At 37.7% G+C, this 24,704-nt stretch carries 23 protein-coding genes and 1 pseudogene; 11 read left to right on the forward strand and 13 right to left on the reverse strand.

Annotation, left to right across the window (positions count from 1 at the left end; genetic code table 11):
- Positions 1-279 (forward strand): annotated as a pseudogene (locus MW688_RS05890) (hypothetical protein); the annotation flags it as partial.
- Between the two features lie 358 nt (positions 280-637).
- Here MW688_RS05890 and MW688_RS05895 read toward each other — a convergent pair.
- From MW688_RS05895 to hpxO, 6 genes are all read right to left on the reverse strand, one after another.
- Positions 638-2,812, reverse strand: coding sequence for a glutamine synthetase III family protein (locus MW688_RS05895; RefSeq protein WP_486735006.1), 2,175 nt, complete (start codon positions 2,810-2,812; stop codon positions 638-640).
- An 89-nt stretch (positions 2,813-2,901) separates the two neighbouring features.
- A complete protein-coding gene (locus tag MW688_RS05900; RefSeq protein ID WP_486735007.1) occupies positions 2,902-3,414 on the reverse strand; it encodes a hypothetical protein in 513 nt (170 codons plus the stop codon).
- 308 nt (positions 3,415-3,722) lie between these two features.
- Entirely contained in the window at positions 3,723-4,634 is a 912-nt protein-coding gene (locus MW688_RS05905; RefSeq protein ID WP_486735008.1) for a bestrophin family protein, read from the reverse strand.
- A 43-nt stretch (positions 4,635-4,677) separates the two neighbouring features.
- Positions 4,678-4,833 carry a hypothetical protein gene (locus tag MW688_RS05910; RefSeq protein WP_486735027.1) on the reverse strand — a complete coding sequence of 52 codons (156 nt, stop codon included), beginning with the start codon at positions 4,831-4,833 and terminating at the stop codon, positions 4,678-4,680.
- Positions 4,834-5,631: 798 nt separating this feature from the next.
- A complete protein-coding gene (locus MW688_RS05915) occupies positions 5,632-7,050 on the reverse strand; it encodes a uracil-xanthine permease family protein (RefSeq protein ID WP_486735009.1) in 1,419 nt (472 codons plus the stop codon).
- Between the two features lie 68 nt (positions 7,051-7,118).
- Positions 7,119-8,288: an FAD-dependent urate hydroxylase HpxO gene (hpxO, locus tag MW688_RS05920; RefSeq protein WP_486735010.1), complete on the reverse strand. Its 1,170-nt coding sequence runs from the start codon at positions 8,286-8,288 to the stop codon at positions 7,119-7,121.
- Between the two features lie 311 nt (positions 8,289-8,599).
- Here hpxO and MW688_RS05925 point away from each other — a divergent pair, with 311 nt between their 5' ends.
- Entirely contained in the window at positions 8,600-9,292 is a 693-nt protein-coding gene (locus MW688_RS05925) for a GntR family transcriptional regulator (RefSeq protein ID WP_486735011.1), read from the forward strand.
- Positions 9,293-9,384: 92 nt separating this feature from the next.
- Here MW688_RS05925 and MW688_RS05930 read toward each other — a convergent pair whose 3' ends face one another.
- Positions 9,385-9,936: a VOC family protein gene (locus MW688_RS05930; protein ID WP_486735012.1), complete on the reverse strand. Its 552-nt coding sequence runs from the start codon at positions 9,934-9,936 to the stop codon at positions 9,385-9,387.
- A gap of 60 nt (positions 9,937-9,996) precedes the next feature.
- On the opposite strand from MW688_RS05930, the gene MW688_RS05935 reads away from it, so the two are divergent.
- Positions 9,997-10,866, forward strand: a complete 870-nt coding sequence (locus MW688_RS05935; protein WP_486735013.1) for an alpha/beta fold hydrolase — start codon at positions 9,997-9,999, stop codon at positions 10,864-10,866.
- A gap of 106 nt (positions 10,867-10,972) precedes the next feature.
- Here the strand turns inward: MW688_RS05935 and MW688_RS05940 are convergent, their stop codons facing one another.
- The 4 genes from MW688_RS05940 to MW688_RS05955 form a co-directional block, all read right to left on the reverse strand.
- A complete protein-coding gene (locus tag MW688_RS05940) occupies positions 10,973-12,223 on the reverse strand; it encodes a bifunctional folylpolyglutamate synthase/dihydrofolate synthase (protein WP_486735014.1) in 1,251 nt (416 codons plus the stop codon).
- 59 nt (positions 12,224-12,282) lie between these two features.
- On the reverse strand, positions 12,283-13,083 hold the full coding sequence (gene aqpZ, locus MW688_RS05945; protein WP_486735015.1) for an aquaporin Z: 801 nt from the start codon (positions 13,081-13,083) through the stop codon (positions 12,283-12,285).
- Positions 13,084-13,638: 555 nt separating this feature from the next.
- Positions 13,639-13,890 carry a pentapeptide repeat-containing protein gene (locus MW688_RS05950; RefSeq protein ID WP_486735028.1) on the reverse strand — a complete coding sequence of 84 codons (252 nt, stop codon included), beginning with the start codon at positions 13,888-13,890 and terminating at the stop codon, positions 13,639-13,641.
- Between the two features lie 24 nt (positions 13,891-13,914).
- The gene (locus MW688_RS05955; protein ID WP_486735016.1) at positions 13,915-14,577 is read right to left on the reverse strand and encodes a ribosomal protein L7/L12; all 663 of its coding nucleotides are present in this window, start codon (positions 14,575-14,577) and stop codon (positions 13,915-13,917) included.
- A gap of 434 nt (positions 14,578-15,011) precedes the next feature.
- On the opposite strand from MW688_RS05955, the gene MW688_RS05960 reads away from it, so the two are divergent.
- The 6 genes from MW688_RS05960 (at position 15,012) to MW688_RS05985 (ending at position 20,226) form a co-directional block, all read left to right on the forward strand.
- Positions 15,012-15,845, forward strand: coding sequence for a M28 family peptidase (locus MW688_RS05960; RefSeq protein WP_486735017.1), 834 nt, complete (start codon positions 15,012-15,014; stop codon positions 15,843-15,845).
- 53 nt (positions 15,846-15,898) lie between these two features.
- A complete protein-coding gene (locus MW688_RS05965) occupies positions 15,899-16,384 on the forward strand; it encodes a CYTH domain-containing protein (RefSeq protein ID WP_486735018.1) in 486 nt (161 codons plus the stop codon).
- Positions 16,385-16,566: 182 nt separating this feature from the next.
- Positions 16,567-17,592 (forward strand): phosphate acyltransferase PlsX, encoded by a 1,026-nt coding sequence (plsX, locus tag MW688_RS05970; RefSeq protein ID WP_486735019.1) that lies wholly within the window; start codon positions 16,567-16,569, stop codon positions 17,590-17,592.
- 80 nt (positions 17,593-17,672) lie between these two features.
- Positions 17,673-18,671, forward strand: a complete 999-nt coding sequence (locus MW688_RS05975) for a beta-ketoacyl-ACP synthase III (RefSeq protein WP_486735020.1) — start codon at positions 17,673-17,675, stop codon at positions 18,669-18,671.
- Between the two features lie 27 nt (positions 18,672-18,698).
- Entirely contained in the window at positions 18,699-19,580 is an 882-nt protein-coding gene (gene fabD, locus MW688_RS05980) for an ACP S-malonyltransferase (protein ID WP_486735021.1), read from the forward strand.
- The gene (locus tag MW688_RS05985) at positions 19,564-20,226 is read left to right on the forward strand and encodes a lysophospholipid acyltransferase family protein (protein ID WP_486735022.1); all 663 of its coding nucleotides are present in this window, start codon (positions 19,564-19,566) and stop codon (positions 20,224-20,226) included. The genes fabD and MW688_RS05985 overlap by 17 nt, the downstream gene beginning before the upstream one ends.
- Positions 20,227-20,432: 206 nt before the next feature.
- Here MW688_RS05985 and MW688_RS05990 read toward each other — a convergent pair whose 3' ends face one another.
- Complete coding sequence (locus MW688_RS05990) at positions 20,433-20,615, reverse strand: hypothetical protein (protein WP_486735023.1); 183 nt, start codon at positions 20,613-20,615, stop codon at positions 20,433-20,435.
- A gap of 71 nt (positions 20,616-20,686) precedes the next feature.
- On the opposite strand from MW688_RS05990, the gene MW688_RS05995 reads away from it, so the two are divergent.
- Positions 20,687-22,327: an ABC1 kinase family protein gene (locus MW688_RS05995; protein ID WP_486735024.1), complete on the forward strand. Its 1,641-nt coding sequence runs from the start codon at positions 20,687-20,689 to the stop codon at positions 22,325-22,327.
- A gap of 18 nt (positions 22,328-22,345) precedes the next feature.
- Positions 22,346-23,335 carry a GntR family transcriptional regulator gene (locus MW688_RS06000; protein WP_486735025.1) on the forward strand — a complete coding sequence of 330 codons (990 nt, stop codon included), beginning with the start codon at positions 22,346-22,348 and terminating at the stop codon, positions 23,333-23,335.
- On the opposite strand, the gene MW688_RS06005 is transcribed toward MW688_RS06000, so the two are convergent.
- Positions 23,332-24,704 (reverse strand): Calx-beta domain-containing protein (locus MW688_RS06005; protein WP_486735026.1); only part of this gene is annotated, 1,373 nt, incomplete at its 5' end. The two genes, MW688_RS06000 and MW688_RS06005, sit on opposite strands and share 4 nt — an antisense overlap.

Genomic DNA, 24,704 nt, shown 5'->3' on the forward strand with positions numbered 1-24,704 from the left:
CGCCCACACAAAGGCTTACGCCCACACAAAGGCTTACGCCCACACAAAGGCTTACGCCCACACAAAGGCTTGCGCCCACACAAAGGCTTACGCCCACACAAAGGCTTACGCCCACACAAAGGCTTACGCCCACACAAAGGCTTACGCCCACACAAAGGCTTACGCCCACACAAAGGCTTACGCCCACACATCAAGGCTTTAGAGATAGCTGAACGAACTTTAGAAATAAATCATCCTACTACCCAAACTATTCGTAAAAATCTAGATGGCATATTTTAAGTTTATAGTTAAACAATGTGTTTTAATAGTGTCATGGTGCGTTACGCTTCGCACTTCGCACCCTACTGGAACTCATTACTTCAAGACTTCAAGACTTTAAGACTCATTACTCAAAACTCATTACTCAAAACTCATTACTCATTACTCATTACTCATTACTCATTACTCATTATGTTGGGTTTCGTTCCAAGGGCCCAACCTACAAGGAGTGCGCGAAGCGCTTATTCACACTCATAGAACAATAGCACCACTGCGGTCACTGCTATAATTTTTTCTTACAAAGTTAGAGAAATAGGGTGCGTTACACTTCGCGTTTCGCACCCTAGAAAATTTTTAGGATATCTAAACTGGATTTAGATTACTTAATAAACAACATTTCTTGATAAGTTGGTAATGGCCAAAAACTATCAGCCACTTCCCCTTCTAAAATGTCAGCGTATTGGCGAACTTCATCCATTAGAGGACGAAGAGTTTGGGCACAATAGTTCATTTTTGCTTCAGTGGAGTCGAAATCGTGCTTATCTAAAGCATTACTTAGTTTGTCGATCGCTTTAACTAGAGAATTAGTCAGGTCAGCAATTTTCGTCAAGTTTTCTTTTTCTAAGGAGATCCCTAAATCTACTAAACCAGTAATTGTGGAGGACAACTTGGATAAATACTCAATTGCTGCTGGATAAATCATAGTTTTAGCCATACTAACTACTAATTTGGCTTCAACTTCGATTGAGAGAATATATTGTTCTGCATAAACTTCAAAACGACTCTCTAATTCAACTGGGGTTAAAACACCAGTATTTTTAAAAAGATCCTCAACTTCTGGTGATTTAAGTGCTGGTAAAGCATCAGCGGTAGTAGGTAAATTAGCTAACCCTCTTTCTTCTACAGCCATTTTGTGCCATTCTGGGGAATAACCATTGCCTCCGAAGATAACAGCGCTATGTTTCTCCATTATCTCTTTGAGAACCGTAATAATAGCGGTATTTAGTTCGGTTTCTTGGGACAATTCTGCTTCGAGGCGATCGCCTACCCAACTCAGAGACTCTGCCAACATAGTATTTAGCACAATTAGAGGACCTGATACCGATTGACTTGACCCTACCGCGCGAAATTCAAAACGATTTCCTGTAAAGGCAAAGGGTGAGGTGCGGTTACGGTCTCCGGCATCTTTAGTTAGAGGAGGCAATACATCTACCCCTAAATCCATAATCCCCTTTTGTTTAGACTCAGCTACTGTTCCTGTTTTTATCTGTTCAAATACTTCTTCTAATTGACTTCCCAAATACACTGACATAATCGCTGGGGGTGCTTCATTTGCCCCTAAACGGTGGTCATTACTAGCAGTGGCGATCGCTGCCCGCATCAAGGGACCATATTTATGAACTCCTCTAATTACCGCACCGCAAAATATTAGGAATTGAGCGTTTTCATGAGGAGAATCTCCTGGGTCTAATAAATTTCCTTGAGTAGAATTACTCACTGACCAGTTGACATGTTTTCCTGAACCATTGATACCTGCAAAGGGTTTTTCATGAAGTAAACAAACAAAGCCATGTTTTTTGGCCTTGTGACGCAAAATCGTCATAATCAACTGTTGATGGTCACTAGCCACGTTTGCTGCTTCAAAATAGGGAGCGATTTCAAATTGACCTGGTGCTACTTCATTATGACGAGTTTTAGCTGGAATACCCAATTTATACAGGGTTTCTTCCACATCCTGCATAAATACCTGTACCCGTTCAGGAATTGCCCCAAAGTAGTGGTCATCAAATTCTTGACCTTTAGCGGGAGCTTTACCAAAGAGAGTTCGTCCTGCTAGTAATAAATCTGGGCGTTGACTGGCAAAATTACTATCTACTAAGAAATATTCCTGTTCTGCACCACAACTAGAATTAACGCTACTCACCTCTTGATGTCCTAATAGTGTTAATACTTTGTTGGCGGCTTTATTCAACGCTGTAATTGAACGTAACAGGGGTACCTTTTTATCTAAGGCTTCTCCTGTCCAAGATACAAAAACCGTAGGAATACACAAAGTCGAGCCATTATCTGTTTCCATGATATAGGCAGGACTGGTTACATCCCATGCTGTATACCCACGAGCTTCAAATGTATCTCTAATTCCTCCATTAGGAAAAGAAGAACCATCAGGTTCACCTTGTACTAGTAATTTTCCCGAAAATTCCGAAATAATGCGACCATCTCCCTGTACTGAGATAAAACCATCATGTTTTTCTGCCGTTAGATTGGTCATGGGATAGAATACGTGAGCGTAGTAGAGAGCGCCTTTAGCTATAGCCCAATCTCTCATGGCTGTAGCCACTGTATCTGCTATAGAGATATCTAGCTTTTCACCAGTGGTTATTGTCTTTTTGATTGATTTAAATACAGCTTTTGGTAAACTCGCTTGCATCTTACTCAAGTCAAAGACATTTTCTGCCCATATTTTTTCTAGTTTTTCAGGGGGCTTTACCTCTAAAGGTTCTCGGTTAACAACCTTCTGAATTGCTTGAATGCGAGTCTCATTTTTAGTCATGGTCTAACTATCTCTTCCAGGTTTTGGGATTTAATCACTATATAATACACAAGTCATTATCTATAAATAGCTAAACTAGATACAAAATTTTAAACTTTTTCTATTGCTTGATTAATTAGATTTTTTTGTTCAAAGTCATATCCCCATCGCTTCAAAAAATCTTGATATTCCTCCCCTTCTTTCTGTAGACTTTCTTGTAATTTACTCAGTTTTTCCTTAATTGTCTCTAAATCTAACAATCGAATTAATTTAGTAGTGCGTGCAGCTACTCTTTGGGAACTTGCTACTAAATCTTGATGATGATTACGCTGGTGGGTTAAAACCATTGCTGAAGACATAGCTAGATTTTTGACTAGTAAATCACTGACAATTTCTGGAGAAGAGGCTAAGGCTTTAATTACTGCCTCTGATGGTTCATCGGCTAGGGGTCTGGCGTCAGTTAAATAAGTTACAAAAAAGCCCCTAGCGCCATTCATAGATTGTACTAAAGCGGCGATTTTGTTTTCTGTTTCTTGAGGAGATAATTGTTTATTAATCATTTGTTCCATCAAGGATTGAGTTAAGGCGATCGCTTGTTCAAAGGTTACGGTTAATTCTGTCATTTCTGTTATCTGTTATTAATCATTTAGTTTGATTTTATAGCAATTCTCATACTGGTGAGAAAGGTTATCCTTTTGAGGCAGGAGGCAGGAGTTATAGCAGTGACCGCAGTGGTGTTAACAACATTTATCACTAACTTTTCCCCCCAACCCCCCTTACCAAGGGGGGCTTTATAAACATCTTTCTTAACATAAAACTTGACAAAAACCGCAACTTGTGGGTTTGTGCTTTTTTAGATTTTGTTTAAGAAAATAATGTATAGCAATATACATTTTATCCACAACTTAAGTAATTTTACTTAAAAACCCCCTTACCCTACATAGGGTTTAAGACTCGTCAAATCATTGATATTGCGTTCTAGAGTTTGACAAATTTTATCTAACGGTAAATCATTAGGATCATAACCGAAGGGGTCTTCAATTTCTAAGCCAATTGCTTCAATGCCAAAAATAGTGAAGCTAATTATCGCCACCATTATTGGTGTTAGCCAGCCGAAGTCATCAACAAATTGAAATGGTAATGTCATACAGTAAATCACTACCAACTGTCTCAAGTGAATAGAATAGGCAAGAGGAATAGGGGTTTTGAGAATGCGATCGCATCCTCCCACGGCATTTACGATCACGTCTAACAGTTGAAAGAGAGCAACTTGTTGATAGGCATTGATATTGCCTTGGTCGTATTGTTTTTGCAAATAGTCAGCTAACCAAAAAGCTATTTCTAACGGTGGACGATCCATTTTTTGCAGAGTTTCATATTCCTCTGGGGTTAATAATTCTTCTAGTTTAGGATTCGTTTTTTCTCTACGTAAATAAATTTTAGTACTCACAGCAAAGGCAACTAGTAGATTTAAAGCTCTAATTTTCTCTTCTTTGGCGGTGGGAGTTTTTTCTGCTACTGTCACCCAAATCGTTCTGGCTATATTCAAGAGATTATTGGCGATATTTCCCCAAAGTTTGCGTCCTTCCCAGAAGCGATCATAAGCTGTATTGTTACGAAATACTAACAGGAGGGCTAAAACAATACTGGGCACAATACTACTAAGTATATCTAGGGCAATCCTTTCGATTCCATATATATACAATACGGTAATCAACAAGGCAAATAAGCCACTTAGTATAGTTCTTGGTAAGATAGCGGGAATAACGGATCCTTTTAGTTGTATTAATAATTGAAACCAATTTTGTTCTTTTCTGGTGGTTGGAGTTGGTAATAATGTCATGTTAATGTCTATTTACGTACTTCTAATATTTCCAGAAATTGTATTAGCAAATCGTATTAAACGGCATATCGCCTGTTAAATCGTTTATATTTCTCTGTATAGTTTTACAGATTTCATCTAGTTGTAAGTCATTGGAATCGTGACCGAAGGGATTTTCTATCTCCATGCTAATCTCTTTAATTCCAATTCTGAGGTTAATTTAGTACATAAGTTCTGGTGAAAGATCTGAGTTTTGGAAATGTAACGCACCATTAATTATCTTGTGAAGACCAAAAGTTTTGGTGCGTTACGCGCTTCGCCCATAACACATCCTACTAAATCTGATGGTGCTCAAAAGGCGATCTCCCAGGAGATCAGCTTCGCGGTGCGCCGGGAGCTGCGCATTCCACCACCACCAGCAAATGAGTGGAAAAGATGCAACTTGAGAGTGAAACCTGCCTTCACTTCAACGAAAGTTGCCACACCCTCAGCTATCGGCCTTTGAGCATTCTGGTCTTAAGTGATACAAGCTTCTTGATTTCATCGGTAATGTCCTCTTCCTGCTCATTCAAGACAGTGTAATCTTTGGACTCAGTCTCAATGAGAGACATCACTAAATCGTTCACCGCTTGTGGATCTGTCGAATCAAGAAAGATAGGTTCCATAATTTCTCCATGATATATATTTACAATAGCGCCTAGCAACAGGGAATAGGCATTCTAGCATTCTAGCAATGCTTGGAATAGTCTGTAGGTTGGGCCCTTGGTCACTACACCCAACAATCTAACTTAGTTGCACATTGTCTTTCCCCTGATACAGTAATAATTTTAGATTTTAAGTAAATATGTAATTTTTATTCAAAGCGGGGGGCTTTTGGATTGATTTTAATAGAACTTTTCTTGCCGCCTATCAGGCGATCGCACCCGTGGGGGGCTCACATCAAGGTAAAAAACCTAGCCAAAGTCAGGTGCTCCCCTTCTCCCCTTCTCCCGGAGCTTTTGAAGCTCAGATGGGATTCCTAGTTATCTCTAGGCAGTAACCAGTTAAGTAAAATCGCTGATAATCCCCCTGTAGTAATTCCTGAGGAGAATAAGCTTTTAATCATCATCGGTTTATCATCGAAGATTTCTGGAGCAAAAGTTACTCCTAAGCCTAATGCTAAAGACACTGAGACAATAATCAAAGACCGACGGCCAACTTCTTCGGCAGAGGAAATAATGTTGATTCCTGCCACGGCTATTGAACCAAAAATAATAATAGTGGCACCTCCGAGAACAGGCTGGGGTAAAGCTTGGAAAAAGCCCCCTACAATGGGTATCATGCCCAAAAATACCATAAGCCCTGATATATAAAACCCCACATAACGACTACCTACCCCGGTCATTTGAATAACACCGTTATTTTGACTAAAGGTGGTATTAGGAAAAGTATTAAAACAAGCCGCGATTAATGAGTTTATTCCGTCTCCCAATACTCCACCTTTGATACGACGTATATAAGTACTTCCAGAGATTGGTTCTCCAGAAACAGCAGAAGTAGCTGTTAAATCACCAATAGTTTCAATAGTGGTGATTAAGTATAAGAGAATAAAGGGAATAAAGGCAGTCAAGTCAAAACTCATGCCATAGCGAAAAGGAATAGGTAGAGAAAATAGAGGCAATTCAGCTAACTGACTAAATTCAACAATTCCTAGGAAAATGGAGATGACATAACCGACCACTAAACCGATAAAAATTGCCCCCATTTTCAGGTATCTATTGTTACTTATATTTAAAATAATAATCGTCAGCATGACTATTCCACCAATCATGAGATTTTGAGTACTACCAAAGGTAGGAGGATCGCTAAATTTAGAGGGTACACCTCCTGCCAAACTAGTTATCCCTACTTTAATTAAGGTTAGACCAATAATTGTAATTACTGTTCCTGTGACTAAAGGAGTGATAATTTTTCTAGCAAAATGGAGAAAACGACTCAAGAAAATCTCTACAAAAGCACCGAAAAAGCAACAACCAAAAATTAAAGCTAGGGCTTGTTGTGGAGTTTTTCCATTCTCTATACTAGTTGTACCAATAGCGATAATTGGACCTAGAAATGTAAAACTAGTTCCTTGTAAACTTAGTAATCCAGATCCCACTGGTCCTATTTTTTTAGCTTGAATAAAAGTAGCAATCCCTGAAATAAATAGGGACATACTTACAATAAAGCTGGTATCTGTAGCTGGTAATCCCAAAGCGCTACAAATAAGTAATGGGGGTGTGATAATTCCTACAAATGAAGCCATTACGTGCTGAAATGCTACTAGTAAAGCTTCTGGAGGATTGGGTCTATCGTTTAAGCCGTATACTAAATCGGCGTAAACCTTTCCTCTTGATTCGTTTTCTTCTTGTACTGGCGATTCAATTGCTTTTTCTGTAATTTGATTTGTATCTTCCATTGTTTGAAATTATTACTTCTCGATTCCTCGTGCATTGGTCTTAGTGCATTGGTCTTAGTGCATTGGTCTTAGTGCATTGGTCCTGCTAAGATAATTTTAGCGATCGCATTTCTGACTTCTTGGGGCTCTTCTTCTGCTAGTTGTTTGTACCATTCTTGAGTTACACTAGGTTCTTTACCATGAATTTGTTCAGCTCTTTTTCTAGCTTTTTGCACTACAGCACTGGTTCTCTCTTTACGTTCTTTTTCATAACGTTGGAGGGCATCTTCTACACTAATATTGGTACTAACTAAATAATTACTCAAAACTAGAGCATCTTCTATAGCTTGACATCCTCCTTGGCCTAAATCTGGGCAGGTGGCGTGTCCTGCGTCTCCTACTAAAGCAACTCTACCTCGTACCAATTTATTTAGAGGTCCTACATCATGTATTTCAGGACGAGCTACCTTAGATGGGTCAATACGGTCAATGAGTTTCTGAACTGGTTCTGCCCATCCGGCGAAGTATTCTTTTAATTCTTCTTGGTATTTTTCTGGCTTTGAGGGTGTTCCTTTTGCTAGGGGTACATCAAAGAAAAAGTAGAAGCGGTCTCCAGCTATGGGCATCATTGATGCTCTTTGATTATTACCCACGTAAATTACCCAGGTATTTTTAGGGGCTAAATCTTCACTAGCTGGTACTAAACCATTCCAGTTAATGTATCCACCATATTTAGGCTCTACTTCTTCCCCGAGTACATAGGTACGGGTGATTGAGTGAATACCATCTGCGGCAACTAATAGGTCTGCTTTTGCTTCGTGGCCATTTTCAAAGGAGGCTGTCACTCCAGTATCATCTTGGCTTACTTTGACACATTTGTGGGCTAATTTTATTTCTACTCCATAGGATTCTAGTTCTGTTTGGAGCATTTTCTGTAAGTCTGCTCTGCCTACAGGGTAAGGACGTTGGCCAACTTCATTGATTAGGGGATTTAAATCTATTGTATTGAGCAACTCACCCTTAGAGGTACGGTACTCCATCATGTCCATTTTTCCCCCTATTGCTGCCATTTTTTCCCCTAATCCGAGACGATTAAGTACTTTAATACCATTTGACCATAGGGATATTCCGGCACCCACGGGACGTAATTCTTTAACGCGATCATAAATTTCTATTTCAAATCCCGCTTGTTTCAGAGCGATACCCGTAGTTAACCCGCCGATTCCGGCCCCAATAATTACAATTTTTAATCCATACATCAGATTTTTACTAACCTCCTCTAGTTCAAACTATTTGTGTAAATCTATGCAGTCATTAACTTTTTTTTCAGAAAGTTTAAAATAAATTAATATCAATTTGGTTTGGTCAAAACTCTGTGGGTTAAGACTTAGAGGTGTCTATCAAAAACTTTTTTCTTATTTTTACCAAAAACTATTGTATACTGTATACGAATATCTTTTAGATAAATGTATCTAGACATACAGTTTGCTGGGATAAAAGTAATAGTTAATTTTTTTTTAAAGTTAGCCAAAACATAAGTTACACAGATTTATATATTCCAAGGAGAGGGATGAAATCTCTTCAATCTAATCTTGTACATCGCCATCTATCATTACAGGAACAAGCTTATCAGGTGATTCGCGCAGCTATCTTATCAGGGGAATTTGCGCAAGGAGAACGTTTAATTGAGACAAAACTATCGAAAAAATTACAGGTAAGTCGAACTCCCATTCGCGAAGCTTTACGTCAATTAAGACAGGAAGATTTAGTGGTGTCAGGGGAAAACAATGTTTTGCAGGTAGTAAAGTTTTCTGTAAATGACGCAATTCAATTATATGATTGTCGCCTAGCTTTAGAAAAGTTAGCAGTTAGCCAAGCCTGTGAGAAAATTAATCAGCAGCAATTAGAAGCTTTAAAAGAAATAGTAGAGTTATCCTCAAAAGTAAGCGAAGATGTTCAAGGAAAAGCATTAGATGATTTAGAAATGCTTGATTTAGACTATCATTTTCATCGCCTCTTAGCGGAAAGTTCTGGTAATTTGTGGTTGCGATCGCTCCTCGACCAAGTATTTGATAAAATGACTGTAATTCGTGTGCATACCCTGAAACAGAATCGTCAAGTTTTAAATATTCACAGCGAACATCAACAAATTTATCTGGCTTTGGTGAATAAAGATGCAGAAAAAGCCATTAAAGCAATTACTAATCATCTAACCACCGCTAAACAACGAGTTACTCAAGAAATGCGCAAAATAACTAGTTAGGGTTAGGATCAATTCTTTTACTTCAAGACTTCAAAACTCCTTACTCATTACTCATTACTTCAAAACTCATTACTCAACCACAACCAGTAACATTAGGTAAAGATGCGAGGGTCTGAGTTTGCTGGCTGATGTTGAATATCTCGTTTAGGATCGCCTAATTCGCGAACAGTAGCAGCAAATTCCAGCAAAATACCATCGGGATCAAAAAAGTAAAAAGATGATAAAAAAGTGCTGGCATCAGCTTTAGCCACATAACCGGAAGGAACATCAGCATGATGTAAAATTGGTGTAGCTTGGATACCTTGAGCGATTAATCGCTCTCGATAGACTTCTAATTGTTCTCTGGGTACTTTAAAAGCTAGATGATTCATAGAAGCATGAGCGGTTCTAATGTCACCAGTTTGTAAAGCATCTGGACTCACAGAAGCAATACCCGGAGCTGCTTTTGGACTTTCAGGAAACCAAAAGAAGGCGATCGCATCCCCATTCTCTAGTTCAAAAAAAAAGTGTTGTCCTCCTTGAGGAAGTTCAATAGTTTTAATCAACCGCAGACCTAAAACATTGGTATAAAAATCAACAGTGCGTGCCATATCCTGACAAACCAAAGCCAAATGATTAATACCTTGGATTTGAAACTTTTCCATAAATAGAAATTAGTTAAGTTACAGTATAAATATTATCAAGTTTCTTGTGCTAATTATTTAATGTTACCTAATTTTTTACTAAGTCAATTTGATTATTTTTCAAATCCAACTTATTTTAATCTAGCTCGACAAATTCAAGAAATATTGATACAGACCCCGTTTTCTCCTGAAGCAATTAATACAGCTTATCTCAAAATCGGCGCAGGAGATAAAATACTCTTATTACACGGTTTCGATAGTTCTTTGCTAGAGTTTACTCACTTAATTCCCTATTTAAGGGAAAGATATACAGTATATGCAGTAGATTTGTGGGGATTTGGGTTTACTGAGAGAAAATCAGGCTTAAATTATAGTCCTGAGACACTGAAAACTCATTTATATCATTTTTGTCAAACTGCAATTTCAGAATCTGTTGTAGTAGTTGGCGCCTCTATGGGGGGAGGCGCTGCCATTGATTTAGCTTGGAGTTATCCTGATTTAGTGAAAAAGTTGATTTTAATTGATAGTGTTGGTTTTTCTGGATCATTTCCTGTAGGTAAATTTCTGTTATCCCCCCTTGATGGTATAGCTGTTGAATTTTGGCGACAGCGTAAACAGTCAGCTTGGAAATTGAGTCAAGCTTTAAATATCAATAAACAGTCCACAGATGCCTTGTTAATGAGTCTTTTGCCTTCCTATATGCCTTTATGGAAAGAAACAATGCAGTTATTTACCAGAAGTGGGGGTTATTTGAATTTAGCCTCAAAAATTCCTCAGATTAAACAACCCACCTTAATTATTTGGGGAGAAAATGACCAAGAATTAGGAAGCAAGGATGCAGAAAAGTTTAACCAAGCGATTAGTAATTCTCAGTTAGTTTGGATAAAAGGGGCAAATCATGCACCGCAATGGGAAAAGCCAGAGATGGTTAGCCAAGCAGTTAGTTATTAAGTGGTTGAAGTAGCTTTCGTTCAAAGTGCAAAATCTCAGTCCAGTAGTCAAGTAGTAGCCTCACGCACGCACCAAATTAAATTGATGAGTCAAGAACAGGTCCCATTCATCGCCCGAGTTGTTGTGAACGAAAATAGCCTACTAAATAGAGAGAACCACATAAGACAGTAAGACGATCGCCTAATTGTGCCTGAGATAAAGCCGTAAATAAGTCTGGGTAAGTTTGACAATCTTGTAATTGAGGACAAATACTAGTAGCTAACTTGGCTAGAGTCTCAGGATTTGCCGAACTATGATCTGGTACAGGTACTAGATATAATATATCTGATGCTCTCAAAAGGGCAGTAAAGATAGCCTGATGGTCTTTAGTAGAGAGAATCCCCATTACCCAGGTAACTGGTTGCTTAAGAGTATCTACATATTGCCTAAGGGCGATCGCCGCCTCTTGATTATGGGCACCATCAACTAACAAAGGTTTATTTTGCCATTGAGACCACTGGATTCTCCCTGGCCAAACTGTTTGAGACATTCCTTGAGTAATTGCCTCTGTGGATATTTGCCAACCTTGAGTTTGTAAAGTTTTGAGGGTAGCGATGGCGATCGCTGAATTGAGTAGTTGAATTTCCCCAGCTAAAGCTAAAGGATAAATTATATCTTGGTATTTTGCCCAATTCATCTGAGAATTACCCATTTTTATTGGTTCTGCTGGTTCTACCCAAGTTTGGGGGCAATTGAGACTTTCAGCCAGAGATTTAATTACTTTTTGAGCCGATTCCGGCAATTTTCCCAAGATAACAGGACAACCGAATTTCAGAATACCTGCTTTTTCTTTGGCAATTGCTGGTAAAGTAAAGCCAAGATTTTGTGTATGATCAAAACCAATAGAAGTAATTACGGAAGCTAGAGGGCGATCCTGCACATTAGTAGCATCTAATCTGCCACCTAAACCCACTTCAATCACGGCGATATCTACTTTTTCTTGAGCAAAATAAAGCCAAGCTGCCGCAGTAATCACCTCAAATTGGGTAGGCATTTCTCCTGAGGTATTTGCACTGATTGTTTCAAGTATTGCCACTAATCTTGATTGACTAATTGGTTGTTCGTTGATACATATTCTTTCAGTCCAATCAATCAGGTGGGGGGAGGTATAGCGTCCTACTCGATAGCCTGCCGCCTTGAGAACAGCACTTAGATAGGCACATACAGAACCTTTGCCGTTAGTGCCAGCTACGTGAATAATAGGGACATGTTTATGGGGGTCATCTAGATTATGAAGAAGTTGATAAATTCTCTCCAAACCCAGATGAACCCCAAAACGTTGATATGGTTGTAAAAGGTTATTAATTACTGACACCAAAGTTTTATAGATAAGCTTTTTATTGAGATTAGTTTAATTTTAAAAGCTTTTTAAACTACTTAATCATTAATCTTAGATTCCTCAAATTTTGAAGTTTCATCCAAGAAATTATCATAAATGTATCCACCCAACAAAGCTCCTAAAATCGGAGCAACCCAAAACAACCAGACTTGTCCTAACAAAGCAATTCCTCCAAATAATGCCGTCCCAAGGCTTCGAGCTGGGTTTACTGATGTGTTGGTTATGGGAATACTAATTAAATGAATTAATGTCAGGGCTAAACCAATAGCCACTGGACTAAAACCCTCTGGAGCATACTGTAAAAAGTATCGATTACCTGTTTGTTTAGCAGGACGTTCATCTGTAGACCCGAGAATCACAATTAAGAAGATAAATGTTAGTATAAACTCAGTGATAAAGCAGGACAACAAATTATATCCACTAGGGGAATGGTCGCCATAACCATTAGAGGCAAGAGGGTTAGAACCTGTTAAGACAAAATCCGGGTCACCAGTGGCAATCACAAAAACTAAACCAGCTCCTACAATCCCTCCTACTACTTGAGAAACTATGTAAGGTAAAAGTTGAGAACCAGGAAAACGTTTAGCACTCCACAATCCAAAAGAAACAGCGGGATTAAAATGACCCCCTGAGATATGTCCTACTGCATAAGCTCCGGTCAACACAGTCAAACCGAAAGCCAAAGAGACACCTAAACAACCTAGACCAAAGGCATTAATGTTTTCGTCTGCAGGAGGTGGAGCTGCAATGAAACCAGCAAATACCGCACTTCCACATCCGCCGAAAACTAACCAGAATGTTCCGATAAATTCGGCAAGACATTTTTTAATTAACTGCATAAATAAATCTCCTGTCTTTTATTTTTATAAATTAGAAGTTCTTAAAAAGTTTATACCAAATATGATACCATGGTATCGTATATTAAGATTTTTTTTATTTTTATTAACTTTTTTTGATTTGTTATGCCATTTAAGTGAGCATTTTCTAATTAGCATTAATAGAATCAATACTACTTAGATGAGCACTTTCTAATGGACAATTACTGAAAACAACATAGTTCACGCTAATTATTTTACTACAGTTAGTATTTTTATATTCGTTGCATATACTCACATCTTTCACCAGTACTTATGTACTAAATTAACCTCAGAAAAAGTTCATTTCTCTTTAGCCTAAGTCTTGCCCGGTCAACCAATTTAAAAGCGCGATCGCATTAATTCTTTAACTCATTACTTCAAAACTTCAAGACTTCAAAACTTCTTACTTCAAAACTCATTACTCCTTACTCATTACTCAACCCCAACCAGTAACATTTCGGTTTTGATGCTTTGGTGTGAGTATAGCAAGATGATGAGTAAAAATTAGTTTCAATATTGCTCTTTTTTGGCAATAATTTAAAGCTTAGCATTTTTTAAATTAGCTTTTGACAAATTAGTATTAGTCAAATCGACATAACTTAAATCAGCATAACTCAAATCAGCGTAGCTTAAATCTGCTTTGTTTAAATTAGCATATTTCAAATCAGCATAACTTAAATTAGCGTAGCTTAAATCTGCTTTGTTTAAATCAGCATAACTTAAATCGACATTACTTAAATCAGCATAACTTAAATCGACATTACTTAAATCACTACCTTGTAAACTGATTTTTTCTTGGTTAGATTTACGCCATTATTGCCAAAATTGTAAGCGATATTTGACTATAGTTGAGAGTAGATCTGGTTCTCTGCGATTATTCAAAACATATAAAATAAAGGCTTCATGTACTTGAGGAACCTGAATTATACTCTTAAAAGTTTTAACTGAAATTTCATTTAATAAATTAGGATTTTCCAATAAGTATAAATCGAAAACTGGGTTATTTAATAACTCTGTTGGATAATCTTCTCCTAATAATAATAATATGTTTAGAGGAGTGTTAGGATTAAGGGTCAAAGCTCGATCAATGTTTGTGTTAACATAATTTTCATATATTGTGCGCAGATGTTCTGGTTGTGTACTGTTATTACTAGCCTCCTCCTGTATCTTAGCTAATTGGGTTTCACTATATAAAGATTCTAATGGTTCTTCTATTCTATAGTTGAATGGAGAGCTATTTAATATCTCTTTAACTCGTCGAAAATTCCTTGGAGTAACATAACCAAGCATAACTGGTAACTTTAATTCGATTAACTCTTTAGCTTCTTTTAATCCTAAATGAGTTAAATCACGTACATATTTTAAAGTAGCTATTTTTTTTGTCTTAGGGTAGTAAATTAAAGACACTATATAATTAGTTTTATCTAATTTTAAAGAACTAGTGACAATTAAGGGTTTTTGATTATTTGCAGTCATCAACAATAAAGTTTTGATAAATAAAGTTTTCTACGCTCAACCTTCATATCATAACTCACACCAAAGCATCAAAACCCAAATGTTACTGGTTGGGGTTGAGTAATGAGTAAGGAGTTTTGAAGTCTTGAAGTCTTGACGTAATATCAAGTCCGTTTAATCAGTTATATTATGAGATATTGATGCAAATACTTAAAAACCATCTTTCTCCCCCTCTCCCCCTCTCCCCCTCTCCCCCTCTCCCTGTCTCCCCCTCTCCCCCCCTCCCCCTCTCCCCCTCTCCCCCTCTCCCTGTCTCCCCCTCTCCCCCCCTCCCCCTCTCCCCCCTCTCGCCTGTTGGCCAATTTCTGTACTTTTGTATTTGCGTGGGAGCTTTTCTAAGTTTTATTATTAAAAGTAGTATTTTTTTGTTAAGCTAGAAACAAAAAAGCAACAAGATGAAAGCAGAAATTTTAGAACATCTCCAGAATATAGCCATACCTAGACATGGATTAATGAATTCTTGGGGATACAAAGTAGTTCAGGTTTATATAATTAATGAGTTGAGTAAATATGGCAAAGTAGAAACATTAGATTTTAAACCAGGTGAAGGAATCAAAGGCTGCAATTTAGTACTTAAATTCCCTGGAGAGGATGTAGAAAAAGAACCAATTTTAATTGGTGCCCACTATGATGGAGTGCCTGACATTGAAGCAGCAGATGATAATGCCACGGCTGTTGCTGCTTTGTTAATCTTAGCTAAACATTTATCATCTCTCCCTACTATCAAAAGAAGCGTTTGGTTAGTAGCCTTTGATTTAGAAGAGTGGGGGATGGTGGGTAGTGAAGAGTTAGCTAAATCTCTTAACGCCAAGCAGCAAAAGTTGCTATTTATGATTTCCTTAGAGATGCTAGGATATACAGCAGAAAAACAAACATATCCTTTACCAGGAATGGAGTTAATTTATGGGAGAAAGGGCGATTTTATTAGTTTAGTCGCTAACAATTCCATGGCAGCAGAAACTCGAATTATAGAAAAGATTATGTCTCAACATCTCACTACTAAAACTCTATCTGTACCTAATTTAGGTAAAAATATACAAGGAATTAGACTTAGCGACCATTCTCCTTTTTGGGATTATGGTTATAATGCCATGATGATCACTGATACTGCTTTTTTTCGTAATCCTAACTACCATCAGAGTAGTGATACAATCGACAGTTTAGATTTACCTTTTTTGGTAAATGTCACTCAAGGCTTAATAGCATTTGTTGATCATTTTGTCAAGTAGCCAAAAATTTGACCAATTAATTAGAAGAATCAGAAAAAACAAAGGGAGAAAAGATGGGGAGAGAAATAGAACGGAAATTTTTAGTAAAAGGAAACCAATGGCGATCGCAAGGGGTAGGAATGGTCTACCGCCAAGGATATATAAGTACAAAAGATAGTACAACAGTAAGAATCAGAATAGTAGGAGACCAGGGTTATATAACGATAAAAGGACCGATACAGGGATATACAAGATTAGAATTTGAATATGCAATTCCTCTAAAAGATGCTCAAATGCTTCTAGAGACATTGTGCGATCGCCCTTTGATAGAAAAGACTCGTTACCGATGGCAGAAAGATAATCTAGTGTGGGAGATAGACGAATTTAGAGGAGAAAATGCTGGTTTAATTATTGCGGAAGTGGAATTAGAATCAGAAGAAACAAAAATAGATATTCCTGAATGGATAGGTGAAGAAGTCTCCCATGATTATAGGTATCATAATTCAAATTTAGCAAAACATCCCTATTGTAACTGGTCAGATGAATTCGGAAACACATAAGCCTAACGTCTTATTTTTTGAAATAAAACTATGATTTGATATGTTTCACACCTAAAGGAGTGGGCTTGTAACCTGATTTTTTGGGTCAAAATCAATAGAATAATAAATTTTGATAATTATAGTTTAAAATTGGGTCGTAACCTCTGCTAAGATCTTTAAGGTTTCTATTACATACGTGAGCAATGGCATCAACTCGTGCAAAAATTGCGGTAGACGCGATGGGTGGGGATTATGCCCCCAAAGAAATCGTCACCGGAGCAATTAGAGCTTCAGAAGAATTAGACGTAGAAATTATTTTGGTAGGAGACTATCAAAAAGTTAAGGAGGCTTTGGAATTACATCCGAGTTCTAAAAGCCTAGAAATTGTTAATGCCCCAGAAGTGATCGAGATGGGGGAAGAACCCCTAAGGGCGCTCAGGCGTAAGCCTCAAGCATCGATCAATGTGGCAATGGACTTAGTCAAAAATGGTAAAGCTGATGCAGTGATTTCTGCCGGACATTCTGGTGCAGCGATGGCTGCTGCCAAATTGCGTCTAGATACTTTACCAGGGATAAAAAGACCAGCGATAGGAGCTATTTTCCCAACAATGTTGGCCGATAAATCAGTAATTATCCTAGATGTAGGAGCTAATGTAGATAGTGCTCCCGAATATTTAGAACAGTTCGGTCTAATGGGGTCAATTTACAGCAAATATATCCTAGGAATTGAAGAACCCAAAGTGGGCTTATTAAATATGGGAGAAGAACCAGGAAAAGGAGATAAATTAAGTAAAGAAGCCTATAAATTACTAGAAGCTAATCCCCATATATGTTTTAGTGGCAATGCTGAAGGCCGAGATGTTCTCTCGGGTAATTTTGATGTCATAGTATGTGATGGCTTTGTGGGTAATATACTATTGAAATTTGGTGAAGCGGTAGGCGAAATAATGCTGCAAATACTACGACAAGAACTTGTTCAAGGATTGCGGGGTCAAATTGGTACGGCCATACTGAAACCAAATTTAAAAAGGATTAAACAACGTGTAGATCATGCAGAACATGGAGGGGGTCTACTCTTTGGAGTAGCAGGGGTATGTGTTATTAGTCATGGAAGCTCTCTTTCTCCCACAATTTTTAATGCTATTCGTCTAGCTAAAGAAGCAGTGGATAACCGAGTTATCGAACGTATTCAGTCCCCCAATGAAAATATCTTTTTGAAGAAAAATTAAGACTCTCCCAGCTAGAAATAGCTGGGATAAAAAATAGTATTAGATGGTTAGACGAAGCAAACAAGATCAGGAGAAAAATATTGACAAAATCAGAAATAGGAATCAGAATAACAGGCTGTGGTTCAGCAACACCCAATCAAACACTAACAAATGAACAATTGAGTAAAATTGTAGATACTTCTGATGAATGGATAAAAACGCGCACAGGAATTAGTAAAAGACATATAGCCTCATCAAAACAATCTTTGGCAGAGTTAGCAGCAGCAGCGGCTAATTCAGCCCTAGCTATGGCCAAAACCTCTCCCCAAGACATAGATTTAATTATTCTAGCTACATCTACTGCTGATGATTTATTTGGTAGTGCCAGCAAAATCCAAAATCTGATTGGTGCCTCTAAAGCAGTAGCCTTTGACCTAACCGCGGCTTGCTCCGGTTTTGTCTTTGGCTTGAGTGTAGCAGCTAATTTTATTCGGAGTGGTACTTATCAAAAAATTCTGTTGATTGGTGCTGATATTCTCTCACGCTGGGTAGATTGGTCTGATAGGACAACCTGTATTTTATTTGGCGATGGAGCGGGAGCGGTAGTCTGTGAAAAGGAAACTACGGGCGATCGCCTCAAAGCTTGTGAAATTTATAACGATGGTAGTCAAAATAGCTCTCTCAATCTCAGCTATAGTGGTCAAGCTACTCAATTAGTCGATAATCTCACCCTCACTCAGGGTAATTATCAAAAAATTACCATGAATGGTCGAGAAGTTTATCGTTTTGCCGTAGCTAAAGTCCCAGAAGTTATCGAAAAAGCTCTATTTAATGCTAATATCCAAGTTACTGAGATTGACTGGTTAATTTTGCATCAAGCTAATCAACGGATTATTAACGCTGTAGCTGAACGATTGCAAATTCCTGAAGCTAAAGTTATTGGTAATGTAGCTGAATACGGAAATACTTCAGCAGCTTCGATTCCCCTAGCTTTAGATGAAACAGTTAGAAAAGGCAAAATTAAATCAGGAGACTTGATTGTAATTTCAGGCTTTGGTGCCGGTTTAAGCTGGGGAGCGGCGATTTTTGAATGGATGTAATCAATAGTTAATTAGGTAATAACAAACATGAGTAAAACAGCATGGATATTTCCAGGACAAGGTTCTCAATCTCTGGGGATGGAGAGTAATCTCTTAGAATATTCCGGGGCAGAAAAACGCCTAGCACAAGCAGAAGAGATTCTTAATTGGTCAGTGTTAGATGTATGCCGAGATGATGAAGAAAAATTGAATAAAACTTTGTACACTCAACCCTGTCTCTACGTAATTGAATCGATTTTAGCCGATTTCTTGTTAGAAACACAAAACAGTCCAGATATCCTAGCAGGTCACAGTTTAGGAGAATATGTTTCTCTCTATGCCGCTAGAGTATTTGACTTTGAAACAGGTTTAAAACTAGTTAAAAAACGTGCTGAACTAATGAGTGAAGCAGTGGGTGGCAAGATGGTAGCAATTATGAAATTTGATAGAAATCAATTAGAAGAAATAGTTGCTGCTACGAGGGAGGTAGTTATAGCTAATGATAATAGTCCTCAACAGGTAGTTATCTCTGGAACACCTACCGCAGTTGATGAAGTATTAGCAAAAATAGAAGCTAGACGTACCGTTACCCTGAAAGTATCCGGTGCTTTTCATTCTCCTTTGATGGAATCTGCTGCCGTTGAGTTCGCAGAAGTTTTAAGTTCGGTTTCTTTTGCAGAGGCTAAAATTCCGGTTATTTCTAATGTGGCTATTACTCCTACTACCAAGGCAGAGGAACTAAAAAATAGACTTACTCAGCAAATGACAGGACCTGTGCGCTGGCGAGAAATCACTGAGTCATTAGCTAAATTAGAAGTGACGGAAGTAGTAGAAATAGGACCAGGAAAAGTACTCAGTGGTTTAGTGAAAAAAACCTGTCCCCAATTAACTGTAAGAAATATTAGTCAAATTCATGAGTTTGCTTACTAGAGAGCGAGAACCACGGATAAATTTATGGTTGTATCACTTACTCAAGTGGTCAGTCCTAACACCATTCTTCTATATTTATTTCCGAGGCAGAGTAATCGGTCAAGAAAATGTACCTTCTCGGGGTCCTTTTGTGGTTGTGAGCAATCATGGTAGTTATTTCGATCCACCTCTTTTATCTTGTGGCGTGGGTCGCCCTGTGGCTTATATGGCCAAAGAAGAGCTATTTAATATTCCCATACTTAAACAGGGTATTAAACTCTACGGCGCCTATCCTGTGAAAAGGGGTGCAGGAGATCGCAAGGCTATTAAAGCTGCTCATAAAGCCCTAGAAGAAGGCTGGGCTGTAGGTATTTTCTTGGAAGGAACTCGTACCTCAGACGGGAAAATTTATCACCCTAAATTAGGCGCCGCTATGATTGCTGCTCAAAAAAAAGTGCCTCTGTTGCCAGTAAGCCTGCACAAAACAGCGGAAATTTTACCATCACAAGGAAATTTGCCATTACCAGTACCAATTACTATATCTATCGGGAAGTTGATTCCGGCACCTACCTCCACAAAAAGAGCAGAGTTAGAAGCAATTACTAACCAATGTGCTGAAGTGATTAATCAAATGCTATCTCAATTAGATATAGCAAAGGAAGGGTAAGTTAGGACACAAAAGTTATCTATCTTTTGAGGGAACTCCCGAACAGGGAATACCAAGGAGATACTGAATATATTTGCTTTAATTTGAACCACAGTTTATTGTCCTAAGCAACTATTTCTTTGCTATAGATAGTAAAATTGAAAGCATATATGAAAAAAGATGAGGTTGAGACTATTAATATGCCTGCAACCTTACAGTTATCAAAATTAATAAGCTAAAGTATCTAGAGTTTCACGTAAATAAACTAAAACTAATTCATCAAGATTGTGTTCATTGGCAACAGATTCTACATCAGAATTCTGTTCTAACCAATTCTTAAATCCCGAACTTTGGGAGATAGCTTTTTTTAAGCTATCCCATAATTCACTCTCCTTTGTAAATTGAGTCATGTTTGAATTTGCCATTTACCTTTACCATATAAGTTAACTATCTTAATTATATTCTCTCCTAAAATTAAAAAATGTTCGCTCTTACTCAATATACCTCTCGTCAAAGAGAAATTATCGAAGTTGTGTTACGTAATGGTTGGGACTACATGAGGGGAATTTTAACTGGAAGTAAACCAGGTAACCCCCAATTACCAACACCAGAAGTACTGCGCAAAATCTTGATTGAATTGGGACCAGTCTATGTTAAACTCGGTCAGCTACTATCTACTCGTCCTGATTTGTTACCAGAAAGCTATATAGAGGCTTTAACTGCCCTACAAGCAAGAGTTCCTACTGTACCTTGGTCAGAAGTCGAACAACAAATAGCAGCACAATTACCAGAATCTCTAGAATTAATCTTTAGTAATCTTAATCCTGAAGCCTTAGCTGCTGGATCTATAGCTCAGGTGCATCGTGCTACATTGAAAAATGGGGAAGAAGTCGCCCTGAAAGTTCAACGTCCTAAAATTGAAGAAGTAGTTGATAAGGATATTTCTATCATCAAAGGAATAGCTGAATTAGTATCCATAACAGATTTTGGCAAAGACTATGATATAGTTAGCATCGCGGCAGAATTTACAGACGCTTTAAGGGCAGAATTAGATTTTACTCGTGAAGCTAAATATACAGACCAATTACGTCGCAATCTTTCTAATAGTGAATGGTTCGATCCCAAAGAATTAGTAGTGCCCAAAGTATACTGGGATTTAACTACTTCAAAATTATTAGTCTTGGAATGGCTAGAGGGAAAACCTATACTTTCTACCGAATTACCAAAAGATGAAAGTAAAAATCAGCGTAGGCAAGAAATTACAACTCTCCTATTTCGCGCTTTCTTTCAACAAATATATATAGATGGCTTCTTTCATGCAGATCCTCATCCAGGTAATTTATTCTATCTCAAAGATGACCGGGTAGCTTTGTTAGATTGTGGTATGATTGGACGTATAGATCCTAGAACACAACAAATTCTGACGGAAATGCTTCTGGCAATTGTGGATCTTGATGCACAACGTTGTAGTGAATTGACAATGGATTTAGCAGATTCTAGTAAATCAATTAATATCATTGGTTTAGAAAATGACTATGATCGTATGCTGCGCAAATACTATAATTTAAGTATCTCAGAGATAAACTTTAGTGAAGTATTTTACGAAATTCTAGAAATATCCCGACGTAATAAAATTAAGTTACCAGGTAATATGGGTTTATATGTGAAAACCTTGGCAAATCTAGAGGGAGTAGCCCGCAGTTTTAATCCTCAAGTAAATTTCTTAACAGAAATAAAGCCCCTAATTAATGATTTGTTTCGCCGCCAATTATTGGGAGAAAATCCAGTGGCAACCTTGTTACGGGCAGTACTTGATGTGAAAAGTCTGTCGCTGCGATCGCCACGAAAGTTAGACTTGTTACTCGAAAGAGTTACCTCAGAAACTTTAGTCTGGAATATTAATTTTAAAAATTTGGAATACTTACGAAAAAGTATCGATGATTCGGCTAATCGTCTCTCTTTTAGTATTGTAGTCGGTTCTCTGATTATCGGAGCGGCAATTATTTCAGCTAATTCTGAAACCAATCAAGTGTCAGTAATTACTAATATTTTGTTTGCCGCCGCCAGTTTTCTGGGACTATGGCTAATTATTAGTATATTACGTTCAGGAAAACTCAAGTAATGTAGATAGTAAGTGTATATGTTTCGGTTTAAAATTCAAACAGATAGCGAAATTCCTCTATACAAACAACTATTCGATCAGATTCAGTTTGCGATCGCCTCTCGTCATTATTTACCAGGTCATCGTTTACCTAGTACTAGACAACTGGCGAGGCAAACTGGACTGCATCGTAACACAATTAGTAAAGTTTATAATATGTTAGAAGTAGCAGGATTAGTAGAATCTAAGCCAGGTTCAGGAATTTACGTGAAAACTCAAGGAGAAGAAATTAATGCCAATTTAAATACAGATTTAGCACTTAAATCGCCTCAATCTCAAAAAATAGTTAATCAAAGCCTGGAAGAATTAATTAATCAAGGTTATAGTTTGCAGGAGGTTAAACAGTTATATGTAGCAGAGATTGATTGGCGTTTACGTTCCTTAGCCAAGATAATTGTCACAGTACCAGCTAGAGATGTAGCAGCAGGAGAATTGATGATTGAAGAATTGCAGTCCTCTTTGAAAATTGCCATTGAGTTAATTGTCTTAGAGGAATTAGAGCAATTTTTAGCAAATAATCATGTTTTGACATTGATTACTAGTCGCTATTTTCTCCAGGAAGTGATACCAGTAATTGAAGGAAAATCAGTAAGAATTATTGCCGTTGATATTTATAATTACCAAAAAGAACTAAAACTAATTCAGAATTTGCCAAAAGGTGCCTATCTAGGTTTAGTAAGTCTCAGCGAAGGCACATTGACAGTAGCACAAAATATTGTAGAAACTGTACGGGGAGAAGAAATAATTACAATTATCTGTCAAGCTGATGATTCTACTAAACTGAATCGTTTAGTACGCACAACTCAAACAATAATAAGCGATCGCCCCAGTTGTGCTAAAGTTCAACAAGCTATAGCGATCGCCAAACAAGATTTAATTCGTTTTCCGCGCTTAATTTGTGTAGACAGATATCTTAGTGAAGCCTCAATTGATTTATTGAAAGCAAAACTGAATCTACATAGCAATTAAGTAATAGAGATATTGCGGAAACTTGCTAAAGCATCAGGATTACTTACACCATCATACTCATTAGCAAAAACTAAATTATTAAAATTACCAGTGAAATAGGTACCCATGGGAATACTAAACTGTTGCCAATTACCGTTACCAGTATACTGATAATCCTCAATACCAAAATTCTCAGTTCCTTGCAGATTAAACATGGTATTTGCTACGCCACTATCAAAAACGTTATTAGTATCGAAACCTATACCTTGGACTTCTCCTAGTCCATTGCTGCGAAACTCAAAATTTAACACACTACTACTAGTAATACTCGTAGTTACTTGACTTTGAACCCAAGCATTACCCTGAATTTGTAGAAAGCTATCGTTTTCTAATATGTCAATCGATGTATATGGATAGTCACCAGTGTTTGAGTAATCTTCAATTAGATAGCTTCCTGCTTGACCTTTGTTAGTTATCAAAAGAGTATCATTATCATTATCATGGATATCACCTCTAAATCTATACTCAGCACCTATGGTAGCATTAGTAGGATTAGACAAAGAGATTCTCAAGGTTTCCAGGCGCTCTTCGTGTATTGAGTCATCGATAATAGACAAGTTAATAGTTTGACTCGTTTGACCCGCGGCAAAATTAACAGTACCAGAAGATGCGCCAATATAGTCTTGACCAATCTGAGTTTGAAGATCTTCGATACTATAGTTAACACTGATAGGCTCAGTAGAAACTGTATTTAGTTTTACCCCAATACTTACTTGTCCCGCGTCTTCATAAAAAACTTTTCTAAAAGTTTCAAACTCTACAGTTGGAACAGAGGCGGTATCGTTATCATGGATATCACCCCTAAATCTATACTCAGCACCTATGGTGGCATTAGTAGGATTAGACAAGGAGATTCTAAAGGTTTCCAGGCGCTCTTCGAATATTGAGTCATCGATAATAGACAAATTAATACTTTGACTCGTTTGACCTGGGGCAAAATTAACAGTACCAGAAGATGCGCCACTATAGTCTTGACCAATCTGAGTTTGAAGATCTTCGATAGCATAGTCAACACTGATAGGCTGATTAGACGTTGTATTTAGTTTTACCCCAATACTTATTGCTCCCGCGTCTTCATAAAAAACTTTTCTAAAAGTTTCAAACTCTACAATTTTAGGTAGACCATTATCAACCTCCGGTTCATCATCATCAAGAATACTAATCGTAGCAGTGTTAGATGTACCTAGAGTCGCGTTAACTGCATTAGACAACACAACTTGGAAATCTTCGTTAACTTCGTCTAGAAAATCTTGTAGTGTGGTTAGAGAAATCTGCGCAGTAGTTTGACCCGGTGCAAAGTCTATCGTCCCACTAGCTGGAGTATAATCTA

It is taken from the genome of Johannesbaptistia floridana (assembly GCF_057440575.1).